The organism is Ferdinandcohnia sp. QZ13, assembly GCF_031324165.1.
Lineage (GTDB): Bacteria > Bacillota > Bacilli > Bacillales > Bacillaceae_L > Ferdinandcohnia.
Genome location: NZ_JAVIVW010000002.1, coordinates 114,469 through 133,009, shown reverse-complemented (window position 1 = coordinate 133,009; position 18,541 = coordinate 114,469). Strand labels below are relative to the sequence as shown.

The 18,541-nt window shown below is 40.3% G+C and carries 15 protein-coding genes, 1 pseudogene and 2 riboswitches; of the genes and pseudogenes, 9 read left to right on the top strand and 7 right to left on the bottom strand.

Translation table 11 applies throughout. From position 1 onward, the window contains the following. The first annotated feature begins 17 nt into the window (after positions 1-17). The 6 genes and pseudogenes from RGU12_RS12305 to RGU12_RS12280 all read left to right on the top strand — a co-directional run bounded on the left by RGU12_RS12305 (position 18) and on the right by RGU12_RS12280 (position 6,766). A complete protein-coding gene (locus RGU12_RS12305) occupies positions 18-1,241 on the top strand; it encodes an MFS transporter (protein WP_309536409.1) in 1,224 nt (407 codons plus the stop codon). Continuing rightward, a pseudogene (locus RGU12_RS12300) lies at positions 1,211-1,318 on the top strand (acetyltransferase); the annotation flags it as partial. The gene RGU12_RS12305 and the pseudogene RGU12_RS12300, both read left to right, overlap by 31 nt. Positions 1,319-1,702: 384 nt before the next feature. Next, complete coding sequence (locus RGU12_RS12295; protein ID WP_309536408.1) at positions 1,703-3,250, top strand: NADH dehydrogenase subunit 5; 1,548 nt, start codon at positions 1,703-1,705, stop codon at positions 3,248-3,250. Further along, positions 3,231-5,846, top strand: coding sequence for a DUF2309 domain-containing protein (locus RGU12_RS12290; RefSeq protein ID WP_396232353.1), 2,616 nt, complete (start codon positions 3,231-3,233; stop codon positions 5,844-5,846). The genes RGU12_RS12295 and RGU12_RS12290 overlap by 20 nt, the downstream gene beginning before the upstream one ends. Positions 5,847-5,895: 49 nt before the next feature. Continuing rightward, positions 5,896-6,261 carry a Na-translocating system protein MpsC family protein gene (locus tag RGU12_RS12285; RefSeq protein ID WP_116354021.1) on the top strand — a complete coding sequence of 122 codons (366 nt, stop codon included), beginning with the start codon at positions 5,896-5,898 and terminating at the stop codon, positions 6,259-6,261. 13 nt (positions 6,262-6,274) lie between these two features. Further along, positions 6,275-6,766, top strand: a complete 492-nt coding sequence (locus RGU12_RS12280) for a carbonic anhydrase (protein WP_309536406.1) — start codon at positions 6,275-6,277, stop codon at positions 6,764-6,766. A gap of 471 nt (positions 6,767-7,237) precedes the next feature. Here the strand turns inward: RGU12_RS12280 and RGU12_RS12275 are convergent, their stop codons facing one another. The 6 genes from RGU12_RS12275 to RGU12_RS12250 form a co-directional block, all read right to left on the bottom strand. Next, positions 7,238-8,437 carry a phosphoglycerate dehydrogenase gene (locus RGU12_RS12275; protein WP_116354000.1) on the bottom strand — a complete coding sequence of 400 codons (1,200 nt, stop codon included), beginning with the start codon at positions 8,435-8,437 and terminating at the stop codon, positions 7,238-7,240. Between the two features lie 135 nt (positions 8,438-8,572). Next, positions 8,573-8,650, bottom strand: a riboswitch (ZMP/ZTP riboswitch). A gap of 300 nt (positions 8,651-8,950) precedes the next feature. Beyond that, positions 8,951-10,156: a M20 family metallopeptidase gene (locus RGU12_RS12270; protein ID WP_309536405.1), complete on the bottom strand. Its 1,206-nt coding sequence runs from the start codon at positions 10,154-10,156 to the stop codon at positions 8,951-8,953. A gap of 60 nt (positions 10,157-10,216) precedes the next feature. Continuing rightward, positions 10,217-11,056, bottom strand: a complete 840-nt coding sequence (locus tag RGU12_RS12265) for a MetQ/NlpA family ABC transporter substrate-binding protein (RefSeq protein WP_309536404.1) — start codon at positions 11,054-11,056, stop codon at positions 10,217-10,219. A gap of 18 nt (positions 11,057-11,074) precedes the next feature. Continuing rightward, positions 11,075-11,725, bottom strand: coding sequence for a methionine ABC transporter permease (locus tag RGU12_RS12260; RefSeq protein ID WP_309536403.1), 651 nt, complete (start codon positions 11,723-11,725; stop codon positions 11,075-11,077). Further along, positions 11,715-12,746, bottom strand: a complete 1,032-nt coding sequence (locus tag RGU12_RS12255) for a methionine ABC transporter ATP-binding protein (RefSeq protein ID WP_309536402.1) — start codon at positions 12,744-12,746, stop codon at positions 11,715-11,717. The genes RGU12_RS12260 and RGU12_RS12255 overlap by 11 nt, the downstream gene beginning before the upstream one ends. Positions 12,747-12,899: 153 nt before the next feature. Beyond that, positions 12,900-12,996, bottom strand: a riboswitch (SAM riboswitch). Positions 12,997-13,202: 206 nt separating this feature from the next. Next, on the bottom strand, positions 13,203-13,922 hold the full coding sequence (locus tag RGU12_RS12250; RefSeq protein ID WP_309536401.1) for an MOSC domain-containing protein: 720 nt from the start codon (positions 13,920-13,922) through the stop codon (positions 13,203-13,205). A gap of 266 nt (positions 13,923-14,188) precedes the next feature. Here RGU12_RS12250 and proC point away from each other — a divergent pair, with 266 nt between their 5' ends. From proC to RGU12_RS12235, 3 genes are all read left to right on the top strand, one after another. Continuing rightward, on the top strand, positions 14,189-15,043 hold the full coding sequence (gene proC, locus RGU12_RS12245) for a pyrroline-5-carboxylate reductase (RefSeq protein ID WP_309536400.1): 855 nt from the start codon (positions 14,189-14,191) through the stop codon (positions 15,041-15,043). A 77-nt stretch (positions 15,044-15,120) separates the two neighbouring features. Further along, on the top strand, positions 15,121-16,242 hold the full coding sequence (proB, locus tag RGU12_RS12240; RefSeq protein WP_309536399.1) for a glutamate 5-kinase: 1,122 nt from the start codon (positions 15,121-15,123) through the stop codon (positions 16,240-16,242). A gap of 13 nt (positions 16,243-16,255) precedes the next feature. After that, the gene (locus RGU12_RS12235) at positions 16,256-17,518 is read left to right on the top strand and encodes a glutamate-5-semialdehyde dehydrogenase (protein ID WP_309536398.1); all 1,263 of its coding nucleotides are present in this window, start codon (positions 16,256-16,258) and stop codon (positions 17,516-17,518) included. 95 nt (positions 17,519-17,613) lie between these two features. On the opposite strand, the gene RGU12_RS12230 is transcribed toward RGU12_RS12235, so the two are convergent. Further along, positions 17,614-18,447 carry a TetR/AcrR family transcriptional regulator gene (locus RGU12_RS12230; RefSeq protein ID WP_309536397.1) on the bottom strand — a complete coding sequence of 278 codons (834 nt, stop codon included), beginning with the start codon at positions 18,445-18,447 and terminating at the stop codon, positions 17,614-17,616. Positions 18,448-18,541 lie beyond the last annotated feature (94 nt).

Sequence of the window (18,541 nt, the reverse complement as noted above, 5' to 3'; positions counted from 1 at the left end):
AAAAGCGAGGTTTAAGAATGACATTACTCCTTTTAATCATTATTTATTTAGCTTTTATCAGTCTAGGTTTGCCAGATTCATTGTTAGGCGCAGCATGGCCTGTCATGCAACCGGATTTGGGTGCTCCACTTGAGACTGCTGGCTTCCTTTTTATGACGATTGCAGGCGGTACCATTATTTCTAGTTTGGTTAGCGGAAAGGTTCTTAAAAGGTATGGGACTGGAAAAGTTACATTTGTAAGTGTCTTAATGACTGCTTGTGCGTTACTAGGCTTCCATTTTGCTCCTTCAGTTGGGTGGTTAGTTGTATGTGCAATCCCTCTTGGATTAGGGGCAGGAGCGGTTGATGCAGGATTAAATGATTATGTGGCTACCCATTATAAGGCACACCATATGAGTTGGTTACATTGTTTTTGGGGAGTGGGAGCTACTTTAGGTCCTATCATCATGGCTCAGTTTATTGCAGAGGGGAATTTTTGGAGAAATGGATATTTCGTTATTTCCAGTATTCAGTTTGCGTTAGTAATCATCCTTCTATTTACTTTGCCTTTGTGGAGCAAAGTAAACAATAACAGCCAGATTGCTTTAAACGAAGATCAGGAACCTTTGAAAGATGCATCTAGTGATGTAGTGAATGATGATGTCAAACCTTTGCAAATTAAAGGAGTGAAGCTGGCACTTGCTTCTTTCTTATTCTATTGTGGGGTTGAAGCAACAGTGGGGCTTTGGGGAAGCAGTTTCTTGGTAAATGTAAAAGAATTAAGTCCAGCAACAGCTGCAAAATGGGTCTCTTTATATTACGTGGGAATCACAGTTGGAAGATTAATCACAGGCTTTGTTACCTTTAAAATGACAAACCGTACCCTGATTCGAGCGGGACAAATTATTGCTTTAACAGGTGCTATTATATTGTTCTTACCATTACCAACTATTTTCTCGCTTGTGGGTTTTATTGTTATCGGCCTAGGATTAGCACCAATATTTCCTTGTATGTTGCATGAAACGCCAGCGCGATTTGGGAAAAAACATTCTCAAACAATCATGGGTTATCAAATGGGGGTAGCTTATACGGGAACTACGTTCATGCCACCACTTTTAGGGTTCATTGCATCTCACTCAACAATTGGCATCTTACCAATTTGTGTCGTTCTTTTTGTTGCTGCAATGCTACTAAGTTCGGAAAAATTAAATGGCATACTGAAACAACAGGTTCTGCGAAAATCGCTTCGGGTTCCGTCGTAACAAAAGACGTCCCGGATAATGTAGTGGTAGGTGGAAACCCGGCGAAGATAATTAAAAAATTGAATAATAGCAAATAAGATCGGACCTTAACTAGGTCCGGTTTTTTTAGTGGTTCCGAAAAGATAATAGTAAACCCACCCTTGACAGAAATATTTATGAAATAGTAAAATATATTACACAAAATAATGCTTGCTCAATTTCTATAAATAAATAGATTGCTTTAGCATAGAGTTAATAATCTTTTATTGATTATATGAAAAAGTGAAACTAATAAAATAGCAAATTAGAGCAAGTTGAACGGTTCATAAATATTAATAAAGACGGTAGACTGTAAAAAAACCAATAGGGTTCGTTTAAAGTAAACCGACATTTTTCAGCGCTTAATGGTCGTAGTGCCATTGAACATTGAAATTTGTCGGTTTTTTTATTTTTCTTAAAAAGTCGCAAGGGGGAGAGGCGAGTTGCATTCATTAAGTCTTTTTACACTTCAATCGGGATTTTTTATCTTACTAGCACTTTCGTTGCTTAGTGCATTTATTTTTTTACATCCAAAAGTTCCTTTGAATTATGTTCGGACCCACATTGGCATCATCGCAATGCCTCCACTAATGGCGATAACTGTGCTTATATATAAAAGTGGTAGCGTGATTGTTGGACCTTGGCGCATGGATTCCCTGTCATGGCTATTGGCAGCATTTGTCCTAACAGTTGGATTAATTGTCCAACGTTTTTCTGTTCGTTATTTATTGGGTGATCAATCATATCGTAAATATTTTGCATTATTAACACTTATAACAGTTGCAAACTCACTCGCATGGTTTAGTGACGATCTTCGTTTATTACTCATTTTCTGGGGTATGACACTTCTGGGATTGACCGTTCTAATCGGATTAAGAAAAGAATGGCAAGTGGCTAGAAATGCTGCAAGAATGTCTGGTCAGCAATTTGCCATTAGCTGGTTCATTCTAGTAGTTGCAGGTGTTTGGATTGCTCAAACAACGGGGCACTGGCAATTGTCACTTGCTTTAGATGCAGTCAGGATCGAACAACTTGATGCATGGGAGAAGACCTGTATCAACTTACTTATCATAATGGCTGTCGTGATTCCAGCTGCACAATGGCCTTTCCAGCGTTGGTTGATCGATTCAGTTGTTGCTCCAACGCCAATTTCTGCTGTCATGCATGCAGGTATTGTGAATGGAGGGGGAATGATTTTATCACGCTTTGCCCCTCTTCTTAATGGCGATCCGGCGCAGATTGTGCTCCTAATCTTAGCTAGTTTTTCCGTATTGATTGGAACCGGGATGATGTTAGTTCAGGTTGATTATAAACGGCAGCTTGTTGGTTCTACGATTGCCCAAATGGCTTTTATGCTTATACAGTGCGCATTAGGGGCTTATTGGGCAGCCATTATTCATGCTGTCTTACATGGGTTATTTAAAGCTACTCTTTTCTTGCAGGCAGGTAGTGCCATTCATCAAAATCGTTCTATTTCCAGTTCGACTCAACAACCTTCCATTTTATGGAGCGTTACCGGAGGCGCATTAGGACTGTTTGTTGGAGCCTGTTTTTGGTTCACCTCTCAAGGGGAGACGTATCAGTTTATAAGTGCTGTCATTATTGGGTGGTCCGTGTTCTACGCTTGGAAGCAGCTTGTAGCCTCAGGGTACGGACGTATCGGGCGTGTCGTTGGATTTTCTTTTATTCTAGTAATAGGTGTCGTGTTTGTCCTTATCCATTCTGCATTTGTTCATCTGTTGCATGAAATGATTCAAACCGAGGGACAGCCACCAATGTTTATGGCCATTTTACTGCTTGGGCTCTTGTTGGCTGGAAGTGTGATAGGTGCATGGGCGATTCGTCACCGAACATCCAAAATATACGCCTTTATTTTTCTTTGGCTTGTAAAATGGAGCGAACCTCGGTGTGAATCGATTGATAGTCATCCGAAATATTTAACAAAGCTACATTTTAAGGGGGGAATTCATGATGAATACCACATTAGCTAAAAATCTTTACTTGGAAAAGGAACTTGATGCCTTTCATCTTGATATGGATGATGTAGTGGAAGCAGCAAGTAAAGTGATTTCGCCTCTAGGACCTATTCAAACGTTTGCAGCTCGCAGTCCTTGGGCAGGATTAGAACAACAATCATTTGAACAAGTTGCTCGCCGTCTTAAAAATGTTTGTGATGTAAATATTTATCCAAGTGACACCATGTTCCAAAAAGCATGGAATCAAGGAGAGATTAACCTTGATTTTTTAGAACAAGGGCTTAAAAAATGGCTTGATGGACAGTCTTTAGAACTGTCACGCGAGGTAGCTGAACAATACTGCAAAGCCATTCTCTTAGATCATGCTTCTTCTTATAAATTGGAGGATGCTGAATTAAAGAGGTTAGTAAAAAAAGTAAGTCAATTGAAACTTCAAATTAGAAAAAATCAGGCTGTCCTTACTTATAGTCAATACTTGGAATTGTTAGGGGATGGGAAAGTTGTTAAAGAACTTAACCACCATATCATTAAGTGGTGTAAATTGTATGTAGACGAGTCACAAGGTGTTTGGTCAATGCCAAATCGAGAGGAAGGCTTTTATCAAGCGTGGCGAAAACTTGTTAAATTGGATCCAGCACTGAACACCACAATTCGCAAGCAGTTAGATGAATTACCTAATGATGCAGATTTTGCATTAGTGGAAGTGTTGAATCGACTAGAAATCCCTTATTTAGATATACAAGAGTATCTAGAAGCCCATCTACTTGCATTGCCTGGTTGGGCAGGTATGATGCTTTGGCGTTCTCAGCAATCCGATAAGGATGCGAAACTGCTAAGCGACTATTTAGCCGTCCGAATTTCGATGGAATGGGCCTTTATCCAACCCTATTTGCCATTAAAAGAGAAAAAGACTGAGAATAAAGCCCGGTTAGAATCCTTGATTTCAACTTGTTTTCGGTATAGCAATTTATCTGTTCAAGAGTGGAGCAGGCTGCCTTTATCAGAATTAAAAGCACGCATAGCGCTTGGGCTTCAATTTGATCAAATGACTCGTCAGCGTCTTTGGTTGGAAGCATGGGAAAAAACCTACGAGCACCAATTAATGAACATGGTGACAGCAAAAGCGAAGCAAACCGAAAGTCATGAAGATCAGATAATGGCGCAATTCGCTTTTTGTATTGATGTCCGATCTGAGCCTTTTCGTCGTAAACTAGAAGAATTGGGTCCTTTTCAGACATTTGGCACAGCCGGATTTTTTGGATTACCGATTGAAACGCAAAAGCTTTGCAGTACACATAGTCATCAATCCTTGCCGGTTATGAATAAACCACAATTAAAAGTAGTCGAAACATTACCTGAGTTAGAATTAGAACAATATGAACAACGTATGCATGCGGGTCATTCCCTTGAGTCTACATTTAAGACGATGAAGCACAACTTGTTTTCAAGCCTTGTGTTACCTGAAATAAGCGGACCATGGCTTGGTTTGCAAACGGTGGTTCGGAGTTTTATTCCAAGGAGTACGGATTCAGCCATTCGCAAAGCTCGTAAAAAATGGCTGCGTAAGCCTTCAATTAAACTCTCATTAGACCATGCGCATGCTTCTGAGTCAGAGCTACCAGTCGGTTTTTCAGAAGAAGAGAAAGTGCTTTATGTTGAACAGTCTTTAAGGACGATGGGTCTTACCGATAGTTTCGCTCCATTAGTTGCCATTTGCGGTCATGGAAGCCGTAGCTTGAATAATCCATACGCATCAGCACTGGATTGCGGAGCGTGTGGAGGAGCGTCAGGAGAATTTAACGCGAGGGTGCTTGCGACTTTATGTAATCTTCCAAGTGTAAGAAATGGCCTTGCAACGAGAGGGATTAACATTCCGAACGATACCGTTTTTGCAGCTTGTGAGCATATTACATCAACTGATGAACTTCATTGGGTTTATGTTCCTGAACTTACAGATGCAGCGAAGGAATCATTCGAACAAATCAAAAAAATACTTCCAAGTGTTAGTCAAGAGGCAAATGCCGAGCGAATACAGCAATTGCCAAATATCACCTCAATATATAAAAATCCAAGTGCAGAGGCAAAGCGTTTTGCAGGTGATTGGAGTGAGGTGCGCCCAGAGTGGGGTCTCGCACGTAATGCGGCGTTTATTATAGGGGAACGTGAGCTTACGAAGGAGTGTAATTTGGGTGGAGAGGTTTTTCTCCATAACTATTCTTGGAAAAAGGATCGAAATGGTGAGTTGCTTGCAAACATTATTACGGGTCCAGCAACTGTTAGTCAATGGATTAACTTGCAATACTACGCGTCCACAGTTGCTCCGCATTATTATGGTAGCGGGAATAAAGCGACTCAAACAGTCACTTCTGGAATTGGAGTCATGCAGGGTAACGCTAGTGATTTACTAACTGGTCTTCCTTGGCAGTCAGTGATGAAGTCAGATAATGAGAATTATCACAGACCAATACGTTTATTAGTAGTCATTCAAGCTCCAAAGGAATATGTGGAGAGGTTGCTTGGTGATAATTCTACTTTTCGTCAAAAGGTTCAAAACGGATGGATTCGTCTTGCATCTATTGACCCAGAAGGTCACTGGAAGAGTTGGTCTTAACTATATCATTACTAGATGAATTTCACGAAGAAAGAAGGAAAGTCTCATGATGGAGAAGTCAAAAGGAGCAATTGAAGCTGAAATTAGCAAAGAATTAACACATTGGGAAAAAAGTTATCTCGGACGCGGCTCGGTTTCGGTTAAATCAGATATTTTACGGGATATGATTATCGTTGTCTTGCGTGGTATTTTAACTCCTGCTGAGTATTCCCTCTGTGAGGATCAACGTGGACTCCTAGCTGTTAAACAAAACCGTAATAGCTTGGTAGAGTCAGGTGTTGAAGAATTAAAAAACATCATTTATACAATCACTGGACAGGAAGTTATTAGTTTTTACACGGATATTAGTACACGTACTGGAGAGCGGGTTATTGTCTTTAAACTTTCAACTGACTTGGAAAGCCAATTAAATTAATGGGGTGAATGCAATGAATTCAGACGAAAGAACGAAAGTGTTATTTTTAACTGAAGCAGAATACCAACCAGAATGTTTCTCCAACTATGTGAACCATATCAATCCAGAGGATATCATCATCTTGAATACCAATGGCAGGGAAGTGTTACATCCTTTCGGCGAGATTATGAGAGAGATCATCATTACTGTTTACCAAGAAAAAATTAAAGAAGTTTATGTTGTTGGGGACAAGGGGACAGATACATCGCTCTTGGGCCAATGGACCTGTCCCTCTGTCCCTCAGGATAAACTTGAAACACTCGAGTATCTTTTCAAGAATTGTAAGCCGGAATTCCCGGGTATGAATTTGCGAGAGTGGCTGGAAGGAAACAAGTCAGCAACAGATTATGTACAAAAAAATGCTGATACAATCCGGAATCATCCACTCGTGCCGGATGATGTAGTTATTCGTGGATTATTTATTAACACGGGAACTGAAGAAAAGATTGAAGAGATGGTGTTTTAAAATCGAGAAAGAAGCATGCAACTGGAATAAATTAGGTGATTCCGAACCGGTTTGGGCAAGAAATAGGCATGCAACTGGATAAGATTAGGAGATGCCGAACCAGCAAGAGCGAGAAATAGGCATGCAACTGGATAAGATTAGGAGATGCCGAACCAGCAAGAGCGAGAAATAGGCATGAAGCTGGATAAGATTAGGAGATTCTGAACCGGCAAAAGCGAGAAATAGGCACGCAACTGGATAAAATTAGGAGATTTTGAACCAACAAAAGCGAAAAAGAGGCACGCAACTGGATAAGATTAAGAGATGTCGAACCAGCTGCGAAAGAAAGCGACATGCGATTGGAAAAAATCGGGGTGTAGCGAACTAGCAAAGGTGATATAAAGAGATACTCAACTGAAATAACTTAAGTAAAACAAACCGGCAAAGGAACAAAAGAAGCAAGGGGGAGCACCCCTTGCTTCCTCTTTTATCTTAAATCACTCGTGCTGAAATAATTCCGGTAATTTGCTTGATTTTTTCTAGTAAACTAGGAACGATATCTCCGTTTACTTCATTGTCAATGTCGATCATTGTATATGCGTATTCTCCACGGCTTCTGTTTACCATGTCAGCGATGTTTAGTTCATAGTTTGAGATAGCTGATGTGATTTGACCAACCATGTTAGGCACATTTTTATGGAAAGCAGTTACACGTGTTTTCCCTGTATAAGGGAGAGACGCGTTTGGAAAGTTTACTGAGTTTTTAATATTACCTGTCTCCAAGAATTCCTTAGTCTGACGAGCTGCCATAATTGCACAATTTTCCTCAGACTCATTTGTTGAAGCTCCAAGATGTGGTGTGCAAATGGTATTCTTCATTTTTAACACATTTTCATTAGGGAAATCGGTCATATACTTTCCAACGATTCCATCTTCAAGAGCAACTGCCATATCGATTTCGTTCACAAGTTCTCCACGTGAGAAGTTGATAATGTGAACACCTGGCTTCATGATGCTGAATGCTTCTTTATTAAACATTCCTTTTGTATCGTTTGTTAATGGAACATGTACAGTAATATAGTCAGACTCCGCAAACAGCTGTTCAAGTGACATTGCACGCTGAACATTACGTGATAAGTTCCAAGCTGTATCAACAGATATGAATGGATCAAATCCGATTACGTCCATATCTAGATCAAGCGCATCGTTTGCAACGAGCGCACCGATTGCACCTAAACCAATCACACCTAAAGTTTTCCCTTTAATTTCTTTTCCTACAAATTGTTTTTTCCCTTTTTCAACTAGTGCCGGTATTTGATCGCCTTTGTCTTCTAATGTTTTTGTCCAAGAGATACCTGCAAAGACATTACGGGATGTAGCCATTAAAGCCGTTAAAACCATTTCTTTTACAGCATTTGCGTTGGCACCTGGTGTATTAAATACAACAATCCCTTTCTCCGTACATTTTTGGATGGGAATATTGTTTACACCAACACCTGCGCGTGCAATTGCCTTTACATTATCGCCAAGCTCGAGGTCATGCATATTGAAACTGCGAACAACAATCGCATCGGGGTTCTCACTTTGATCATCGATTGTAAATTGACCATTTTTGAACACCTTTAATCCGCTTTCGGCAATATTATTTAATGTTTTAATCGTTTTTATCTGACTTTCAATAAGTGTGCTCATCTCGTTTACCTCTTTCCTGAACATAGATTTTAAGTATAGAAAACTTATACAAATTAATGAGGTCTGGATCTGCTTAGAATTGGTAAAAATCACGCAATCCTATAGATAACAGAAAGAGGCAAGGGGACTTTCCCTTACCTCTGCCCAGGCGAACGGCTCCGACACCATATGCTCCCTCGCGGTTTTCCGCGTGCGCCAGTCACATATAGCCTTTTTGATTTGTTAGTATGATACCAAGTTTTTTGATATATTTCAAGTTTTAATTAATTTAAATTTTAGGACGATGAATCTGCCTTTGTCCCTTTATTTATTCCTTTTCATAAGGAAATGTTCGCCCTGTCTCCAAATCAAATAATTGAATTTTTCCGTCCTTAAAGGATTGCAAATCCATTTTCATTGTAGGTCTTAGTGATTCTGTCAAACTACCTATCGAGGTTCTTTTTTGTGTTTCGATCCTGTCTCTTTTATCTACATAAAAAATCTCCTCAAGGAAAATTCTTGAGGAGATTTTTCTTATTTCGCTTCTTCAGCTGCTTTCCTTTGTTTGAACTCGTCTTTGATTTCTTCAAGCAGTTGCGGTTCTGTAATCAAGCGTAACGCGGTGAGGCCAAGTGCTTTCGCGCCAGTGATTAAAGCTTGGTCGCCTCGTGCAGATGCTGCTGCTTCTCTAAATGGCACAGTATGTGGGACAAGGTCATCTGCTCCAATTTTAATATATGGATGAATCGTTGGTACGACTTGGCTGATGTTGCCCGCATCTGTGGAACCAATTCCTTCTCTTTCGTCCGCAACGTTTTCTCCCAACTCTTCAATGATTTCTTTAAATACGGAGTTGAACGCTTCGTTTAACAACAAGTTATCGACTTCGTTCTGAAAGGCAATGACATTGAGCTTTGCACCCGTTGCTAGAGCTGCGCCTTCAGCGATTGCTTTCACTCGCTGGGTAACTTCATTTAGCCCCGATCTTGTAGCCGCGCGAATAAAGAATCGAGCTTTGGCATAATCAGGAACGATGTTTGGCGCATCGCCGCCATGTGTAATGATGCCGTGAATGCGTACATCGTCTGTGACATGCTGGCGAAGAGCATTGATACCGTTGAATAGCTGAATGACAGCATCTAATGCATTAATTCCTTTATGAGGAGCGGCAGCTGCGTGAGCTGATTTTCCGATGAATTCAAAATCTAGCGGGTCAACAGCTAGGGAAGGAGAGGTAAGACTTGTTTTTCCCTGAGGATGAATCATCATTGCCGCATCGATTCCTTCAACTAGTCCATGTTTAACAAAGCTTCCTTTTGCACTTCCATTTGGACCGCCTTCTTCAGCTGGCGTTCCAAAAACAACTGCCTCGCCGCCAGTCTCCGCAAGTACCTTGCTTAATCCAACCGCCGCAGCGACACTCAATGTTCCGATGATATTATGACCGCAAGCATGACCCAAACCAGGCAATGCGTCATATTCAGCTAAAAAGGCAATGGATGGACCTGGCTTTTCTGATTTGAATCGGGCAACAAAGGCAGTTTCGTGACCAGCTACGCCTTTTTCAACAGAAAATCCTTCGTCTTCAAGAATCGTTGTTAATTGCTCGGAAGCGAAAAATTCCTCATTACCAATCTCAGGGTTTTCATGGATTTTGTGACTTGTTTCAATATAGCGTTCTTTATTCGTATCAATATTTGCTGTAATTGCTTCTGTTAAATGAGTGATAACTTGGGTCATGATTCTTTCCTCCTTTATTATGTAAAAGAGGGAAACTAAGTTTCCCTCTAGATTTGGTAATTACCAGCCAATATTCTCAAGTGGAACAAAGGTTGGAATAAGTGTACCGCCATGTTCTTTGTTAATAAAATCAGCTGTATCATCCTCTTGGAATAGTTCAGCAATTCGATTTAAGGTTTCGTCGTCCTTATCTTCTTTGTTTACCGAAATAATGTTGAGATAGTCAATCGCTGTTTCACTTTCATGGAAAATAGAGTCGTCAATTGGATTTAATCCAGCATCTCTTGCAAATCCGTTATTGATAATACCTGCATCTACATCAGGTAGAGCTCTTGGAATTTGCGCAGGAGCAGTAGGGATTAATTCTAGATTTTTTGGATTTTCAACGATCGCTTCTTTGATAGAACCAAGACCGTCATAATTATCGACTAGTTTAAGCAGCCCAGCTTCCTGAAGTAATAAAAGGGCTCTTCCTTGGTTAGATACATCATTTGGTAAGGCAATTTTCGCACCGTCTTTGATCTCTTTTACATCCTTTAACTCGTCTGAGTAAATCGCCATTGGAGCAAGATAAGTAGTTGCAATTGGCACAAGATCTAGATTGTGTTCTTCAATAAATTGGTCAAAGTAAGCAACCGTCTGGAATGAGTTCGCATCTATTTCGTTATCCGCAAGTGCTGTGTTTGGTAGAACATAGTCACTAAATGAGACAAGCTCAATTTCGATACCTTCTTTAGCTGCTTTTTCAGCTACATAATCCCATGTACGTGTGTCTGTACCGGTGATACCAATTTTAACTTTTTTTGTTTCTGAATCTTTGCCGCTAGCACTGTTGTTAGAGCATGCAGCTGTAAAGATGACTAATGTAAGTAAAAGAATGGGTAAAAAGATTTTTTTCATGATGTGTTTCCTCCTTGATTATCTTCTTCGTATTTTTTTCGATAAGATGTTGCCGAATGATTGTAGGCCTTGAACCATCACAATCAGAATGACAACGGTAATGATCATAGTAGTAGTATCAAAGCGTTGGTACCCGTAGGTAATCGCAAGGTCCCCGATTCCTCCACCACCGACAGTACCGGCCATGGCAGAAGCACCGATCAGCCCGATTGTCGCAATTGTAAAGTTTACGACTAATGAACTGAGCGCTTCGGGAAGTAAGAATCGAAAAATTGTTTGGAAGGGAGTAGCTCCCATCGCATTAGCTGCTTCAAGCACACCTTCGTCCACTTCAAGCAATGAGCTTTCTACTAATCTGGCAATATATGGTCCGGCGTAAAATACGAGCGGAACAATTGCAGCAGCTGTTCCAATTGATGTTCCAACGATCAACCGGGTAATCGGAATGATTGCTACCAGTAAAATAATGAATGGAATGGAACGGAAAATATTAATGATTGCATTTACAACGGTAAAAACCGGCTGATTCTCAAGTATCTGACCTTTACGGGTTACAAAAAGGAGAATGCCGAGTGGCAGCCCGAGAATAATTGAAAAGATAAAAGAGAAGGCAACCATTTGTATCGTTTCAATGAGCGCTTCGATGATTTGTTCCGTATTAACTAGCATGGGATGTCACTTCCTTGAAGCTTATTTGTTGTGATTGCATATACGTTAAAGCGCGTTTTACCTCTGCGTCAGGTCCCTGAATTTCCACAATCAAATTACCAAATGGGATACCTTGAAGTTCTGTGATGCTACCGAACAGTACGTTGATATCGATATCCAATTTCTTAGCGAGTTGAGATAAAAACGGCTTTCCTGTTGACTGACCGACAAAGCTTATTCGGAAAATGTTTTGAGATCCCTGGTTGTTATTAATCATGCTTAAAATGGACTCGGGTATTTGATCGTGCATAACAGTGCTGACAAAGTTTTGTGCGGTTTGTGTCTTTGGTGCGGAAAAGACATCAAAGACAGTTCCTTCTTCAATCACTTGCCCTGCTTCCATGACAGCTACACGATCACAAATTTCACGAATTACAGACATTTCATGAGTGATCATTAAGATCGTAATGTTGTATTCTTTATTGATTTTTTGCAACAATTGCAAGATGGAGCTTGTTGTCTGTGGATCGAGTGCAGAGGTTGCTTCATCGCATAGAAGAATCGAAGGCTGCGTTGCTAATGCTCTGGCGATACCAACTCGTTGCTTTTGCCCTCCAGAAAGTTGGTCGGGATAGACATCGGCTTTATCACCTAGACCGACGAATTCAAGCAGTTCAGTAACACGCTTTTTAATTTGTTCCTTCGGTGTTTTGCTTAAAATAAGTGGCATTGCGACATTCGCGTATACTGTTTTTGAGTTTAAAAGGTTAAAGTGTTGGAATACCATCCCGATATTTTTCTTTACTTCACGGATCTGCTTTTCGGAAAGAGTTGTTAGGTCGTGACCGTCAACAATGACCTTTCCGGAGGTTGGGCGTTCAAGGAAATTCACACATCGAATTAATGAACTTTTGCCGGCGCCACTGAATCCGACCACCCCGTAAATTTCTCCTTTGTTAATTTTCAAATTGACGTTATTTAAAGCGTGCACTTTCTTACCGCCGCTGTCATATACCTTAATCAGTTCTTGAAACTCTATCATTTTTGATCTCCTTTCGTGTCCCTTAAAAATGTTACTTTAATATTTTGAATAGCATATTATTAGTTATTCTTATAATCAGAATATATTATTTTATGAAAATATAAAAAGCCCTCTTCAGACAGAAGAGGGCAGAAGGTCAATTCCATTATCCTCTTCTTATCTCTCAAGTAACTTGCTGGAATTGGCACGGTACGAATTGTCCGCTGCCGAGGTTTCAAAGGGCCAGTCCCTCCACCTCTCTTGATAAGAAGTATTTTTAATATAAATCACACTATACATCCGTAAAATATAATTGTCAATATATTTGATATCTTTTTGTTATTTTTTTAATACGGAAAAATATATATTGGAATAATTTTAAATCTATTTGAAACGATTGAATATATCAACCCATGGCATTCATATAAAATGGCTTGATTGGGCTTTCGGAGAAGGTCTCATCCTTCATTTAAGATATTATGTATTTGGTCCGTAAACACGGCTATCAATTGATTTTGACTCGCCTTTAAGCCGCTTTGTGAGGGTTTCTTTCCAGTTGACTGCAAGGTGTTCGCATGTGGCTAGTTTTGCAGCTGAGTCTAAATCGTCTTTCTTTTCATGCATGATTTCGTTGCAACGGGCGATCGACCATTCTGGATAGGATCGTTCAATCAATTTGATTGTATCGTGTCTTTTTACTATGCCTTCTTTGACAACACGAAAGTACCATCCTGTTCGACCACTTTTTTGAATCCGTAATGCAAAATCTAGTATTTTAAACCGTCGAGCTGGCTTCCAACACGGTTGACGCGGTTGAGAAATTTGTACCAGGGCTTCACCGACCTCATAAATATCTCCAATGCACACATTGGTTTCATCCAACCCCACAATAGAGAAATTTTCCCCCATTGCACCTGCCTGAATCCTTTCATTCTCCAATTCACTTTGCCATTTTTCATAATGCGTTGCTGCATAGGCGAGAACCGCCTTTTCGGGTCCTCCATGATTTTTTAAATCTGCTTGGCCGTCTCCTTCTAAATTCTCCTTTCCGAGCCAAAGTGGTGTGTGAACCGGCTCTTTAAAAATTCCACTTGTCCATTCTTTGTCCATGAGTTTCTTCGCATTCGGGTCTCCAAACGTTTTGGGTTTCCCGATAAATAATTGTTCTATGTAAGGGTATTTTTCCACATTCCCCATCTCCTTTTGCTTTAGTCTACCATGAATGGGGACGCAGAACCTGTTCCTCTGACCCAATCCTCTGATGCTTGTCCAACCTTCAAATATTATCCTCAGCGACGGTGTGAGCGCGTATCAGATGGTTAGATGTGATTAGCTTTTTATGGTAGCGTTTACACTAACTATTTGATTCATATGCATATGACATTCCAAGAATCCCTTGTTTATGATTTTAAAGATGTTACGATAAGTACTGTGTTTAAAATTCACCACAAGGGAGACATTTGATGTTACATGAAAAAACGATTGCTTTTATAGGGGCAGGGTCCATGGCAGAAGCGATGATTTCAGGAATTGTTGCAGCTGGAAAAGTCCCATCTAAACAGATTTTTGTTACCAACAGAACGAGTACGGAAAGACTACAACAGTTAGAATCTGTTTATAAGATTAATGGTTTAGTAAGCCAAGATTTACCACTAAAAAGTGTCGATATAATTGTCCTCGCAATGAAACCTAAAGATGCAGGAACTGCATTACAGTCCATCAAAGATTCACTTCAACCGAACCAACTTGTTTTATCCGTATTAGCGGGTATTACTACATCCTATATGGAGCAACATCTACCGGCGGGGCAGCAGGTGATCCGGGTAATGCCGAATACATCTAGCATGATTGGAGAGTCTGCAACTGCCATATCTGCTGGTTCCTATACCACTCATGAAAATATGTTTCTAGCAAAAGAATTACTTAAATCCATTGGTGAAGTGTATGAGATATCTGAAGACCAAATGGATGTTTTTACAGGGGTAGCAGGCAGTGGTCCGGCTTACATTTATTATCTCATGGAGCATATGGAAGCAACTGCAAAGAAGTTAGGCTTACAGGAAAAGATATCGAGGGATATCATTGCGCAAACGATTGTTGGCGCAGCCAAAATGATTCAGCAACAGGGTGAGACGCCATCGACATTACGGGAAAATGTAACTTCACCAAATGGAACGACAGCCGCTGGTCTGGCAGCATTAGAAAAGAATGGTGGGGACAAGGCGATCTCACAAGCTATTAAACACGCAGCAAAGCGTTCACATGAGATTAGCTCACAGCTTGAGGGCAAAACTGCCAAAAAAGTTCAGGCTGTTTAACATAATTAGATACCTTTTTTACCGGCGATAAGCGCTTCGTCCGGCAATCAAAAACAAAAAAGATAAGGATTGATCGGATGTCCATAGAAAAGAGAGTCGTCATCAAAATAGGAAGTAGCTCATTAACGAGCCGTCATGGGGAAATTAGTAAGAGAAAGCTAGAAAAACTAGCGAATGAAATTGCTCAGCTAAAGGATGCCGGGCATGAGGTTGTCCTTGTTTCATCAGGGGCCGTTGCTGCTGGTTATCGAAAACTCGGCTGTCTTAAGCGTCCTGATTCATTGCCGGAAAAACAAGCAGCAGCTTCAATTGGCCAGGGGTTATTAATCGAAACTTATTCCCATCTTTTTTTATCACATGGATATGTAGCATCACAGATTTTAATTTTAAGAAGTGATTTTTTAGATGAGTCGCGCTACCAAAACGTTCATAACACCTTAAACGTTTTATTAGAACGAGGAATTATTCCAATTGTCAATGAAAATGACACACTTTCAACTGAGCGTTTGAACTTTGGGGATAATGACACATTGGCGGCTAAGGTTGCTGGATTAGTAGATGCCGACCAGTTAGTCATCTTATCTGATATAGATGGTTTGTATGATAAAAATCCGACAACAAATGAGGATGCAAAACTAATTGAGTGTGTTTCTGAAATTACCGTTGATATCGAAAATGCTGCAGGCGGGTCCGGGAGTTCAGTTGGTACGGGTGGCATGAAGTCAAAAATTGAAGCCGTGAAGATTGCAATGGCTTCTGGTATCTCCACCTTTTTAGGAAATGCAAATAAAGAGAATATCATTTTGGAGGCAGTTGGAGAAAAGGCAACTGGTACGTACTTTACATGTAAAGAGTCCGTGACCACACTTGATCAAAAGAAAAAGTGGATTGCTTTTCATTCAGGTTCTAAAGGTGAGATTATCATTAACCCTCAGGCGACAGAACGAATTGTAAAAAAGAGAAAAAGCTTACGGCTTAAGGGAATTCAACAAGTCGATGGTAGGTTTGAAAAAGGTGCTGTTGTCCGTGTAATGGATCCAAATGAAGTAGAAATAGCCCGCGGAGTTGTGAAAGTTTCTTCTGCTGAATTGCGAAGAATGCTTCAGGACGAAAATGCTCAATCAATTGATTCTACTGTCATCATGGAAATAGGAGATTTTGTTTGTCATATTGAAGCGCCAATTACGGTTGGGGTTTAAAAGGAGGAATTTCGTGACGTCAGTTAAAGAAAATGTCGATATTCAATCACAAGCGCGTGAAGCAAAAAAGGCTTCAAAAAAAGTAGGTATTTTATCAACAGAGGATAAAAACAGAGCTTTATTTATTTTAGCCAAACATCTGGAAGCAGGCTATGAGCCCATTTTAGAAGCAAATAAGCTGGATTTGCAAATAGGCCAAGAAGCGGGCTACACACCTGCATTTATGGACCGGTTAACTTTAACGAAGGAACGTATCTTTGATTTCGCGGAGGGGCTTCGCCAGGTTGCTGGTCTAGAGGACCCCACAGATAGAGTCATCTCAAACTGGACATTAGAAAATGGCTTACAAGTGAAAAAGGTAACTGTGCCATTAGGCGTCATTGGGATGATTTATGAGGCACGTCCGAATGTAACGGTTGATGCTACTGGACTTGCGTTGAAATCAGGGAATGCCATTATTTTAAAGGGTGGCTCATCTTCCATATACACTAATAAAGCCATTGTTGACGTCGTTCAATATGCACTTGAACATACGAAAATACCCAAAGAAGCTGTTCAATTTATCGCAAGTACAGACCGAGAAGCAACGCAGGCATTATTTACGATGAAAGAATACATTGATGTACTCATTCCCCGTGGCGGCGCTTCTTTAATTCAAACAGTTGTGAAACAGGCAACAGTCCCTGTACTTGAAACAGGTGTTGGGAACTGTCATGTGTATATCGATTCCGATGCAGACGTCGATAAGGCATTACCAATTCTTGTGAATGCAAAAACGGATCGACCAGCTGTTTGTAATGCTGCGGAAACAGTCCTTATCCAGAAGGATTGGTTTCTTGAGCATAAGGATGCGCTTGTGAAGACATTACAGGCGCATTCAATTACGGTACATGGGGATGAACAGACTCTTTCAGTGATTCCAAATGCAGTCCCTGCAGGGGAGGAAGATTGGGCAAATGAATACTTAAGTCTACACATCGCAATGAAGATTGTAGATCATGTACACGAAGCAATTGACCATATTGAACAGTACGGAACCAAACACTCGGAAGCGATCATAACAGAAAACCAAGAAACCGCAGATTTGTTCATGAAGCTTGTCGATGCATCATCCCTCTACCATAATGCTTCGACTAGATTTACAGACGGTGGAGTCCTTGGATTTGGTGCGGAGATTGGCATTTCTACTCAAAAACTTCACGCGCGCGGACCAATGGGGTTACAAGCTCTAACAACAGTAAAATTCTTAATGACCGGAAATGGCCAAATACGATAACAACGAACACGGCAGAACTGTTAGGGATCTGCCGTGTTTTTTATGGGACGTAGGGACAGGTCCGTTGGCCCAGCGTGGGTCAGTGGATTAGTCCCTCAAAGGTTAAAATATCTACCCAATAAGTAGGCAATCCACTTGCAATGTGGATGGTTACGGATATTTTCAAGAAGTCCTTTAATAATAGCAGGGTTAAATGTTTGTCTTTGAATCTGTTCTTGTAAAAGCAGTAATGACTCCTTCTGGATAGAATCCTCCAATTCTTTTACCTTCTCGTCTATCATTGAAACCATTTCTTCCTTTGTTACATCACTCTGTAGTTGAAAGATTGACAAGTCCATATGCTCTTTTTGTAAGAACGGAAGGGTTATTCCTTGTGCCAAAAGATCCGTTTTTTCCACAAGGGACCTACAAAGGGCCTCCACATCTAGTGGAAAACCTTGATACAAAAAAAGCTCAGAATACATTCGCGTAAAGCCTTTAATGCAATAGAGCAAATCATATTTCGTATGCTCTGCTTTTTTACCATAGACCCGGTCAATCATTAAAAGAATTGTGGAATTAATAAGTTTGTCATAGTTGTGCATTTTAAGGATAAGCTGCTCGTTGAGAGATTGCGTGTATTCCTTCATTAGGATATTGGCAAATTCCGTATGCTGTCCAAACGATTGAAAGCTCACATAGTAAAAATCAAAGAGAAGATTTTCTTCATTTTTTTTATTTCTGACTAGATGGTCAATGTCAGCAAAAATTTCTTCCATGAATTGATCGATTAAGGCAATGATTAATTCATCCTTAGATTTAAAAGAAAGATAAAAAGCACCTTTTGAAATGCCACATCGATCCGTTATTTGTTGAACGGAAGTTGCTTCAAAACCTTGCTTTGCGAACAGTTCTAGCGCTTTTTCCATGATTAGTTGCTTTTTTACCATTATTTTGTTTCGCTCCCACTGTCTATCATTGACAAATGACTGAATGGTCATTATTATAAATAAATGGGTTAAACAAGTCAATCTAGGGTAGGTG

Coding starts and splice junctions, on each gene's coding strand:
- RGU12_RS12305 (WP_309536409.1), top strand. CDS start 18: ATGACATTACTCCTTTTAATCATTATTTATTTAGCTTTTATCAGTCTA.
- RGU12_RS12290 (WP_396232353.1), top strand. CDS start 3,231: ATGAATACCACATTAGCTAAAAATCTTTACTTGGAAAAGGAACTTGAT.
- RGU12_RS12285 (WP_116354021.1), top strand. CDS start 5,896: ATGGAGAAGTCAAAAGGAGCAATTGAAGCTGAAATTAGCAAAGAATTA.
- RGU12_RS12280 (WP_309536406.1), top strand. CDS start 6,275: ATGAATTCAGACGAAAGAACGAAAGTGTTATTTTTAACTGAAGCAGAA.
- RGU12_RS12275 (WP_116354000.1), bottom strand. CDS start 8,437: ATGAGCACACTTATTGAAAGTCAGATAAAAACGATTAAAACATTAAAT.
- RGU12_RS12270 (WP_309536405.1), bottom strand. CDS start 10,156: ATGACCCAAGTTATCACTCATTTAACAGAAGCAATTACAGCAAATATT.
- RGU12_RS12265 (WP_309536404.1), bottom strand. CDS start 11,056: ATGAAAAAAATCTTTTTACCCATTCTTTTACTTACATTAGTCATCTTT.
- RGU12_RS12260 (WP_309536403.1), bottom strand. CDS start 11,725: ATGCTAGTTAATACGGAACAAATCATCGAAGCGCTCATTGAAACGATA.
- RGU12_RS12255 (WP_309536402.1), bottom strand. CDS start 12,746: ATGATAGAGTTTCAAGAACTGATTAAGGTATATGACAGCGGCGGTAAG.
- RGU12_RS12250 (WP_309536401.1), bottom strand. CDS start 13,922: ATGGGGAATGTGGAAAAATACCCTTACATAGAACAATTATTTATCGGG.
- proC (WP_309536400.1), top strand. CDS start 14,189: ATGTTACATGAAAAAACGATTGCTTTTATAGGGGCAGGGTCCATGGCA.
- proB (WP_309536399.1), top strand. CDS start 15,121: ATGTCCATAGAAAAGAGAGTCGTCATCAAAATAGGAAGTAGCTCATTA.
- RGU12_RS12230 (WP_309536397.1), bottom strand. CDS start 18,447: ATGGTAAAAAAGCAACTAATCATGGAAAAAGCGCTAGAACTGTTCGCA.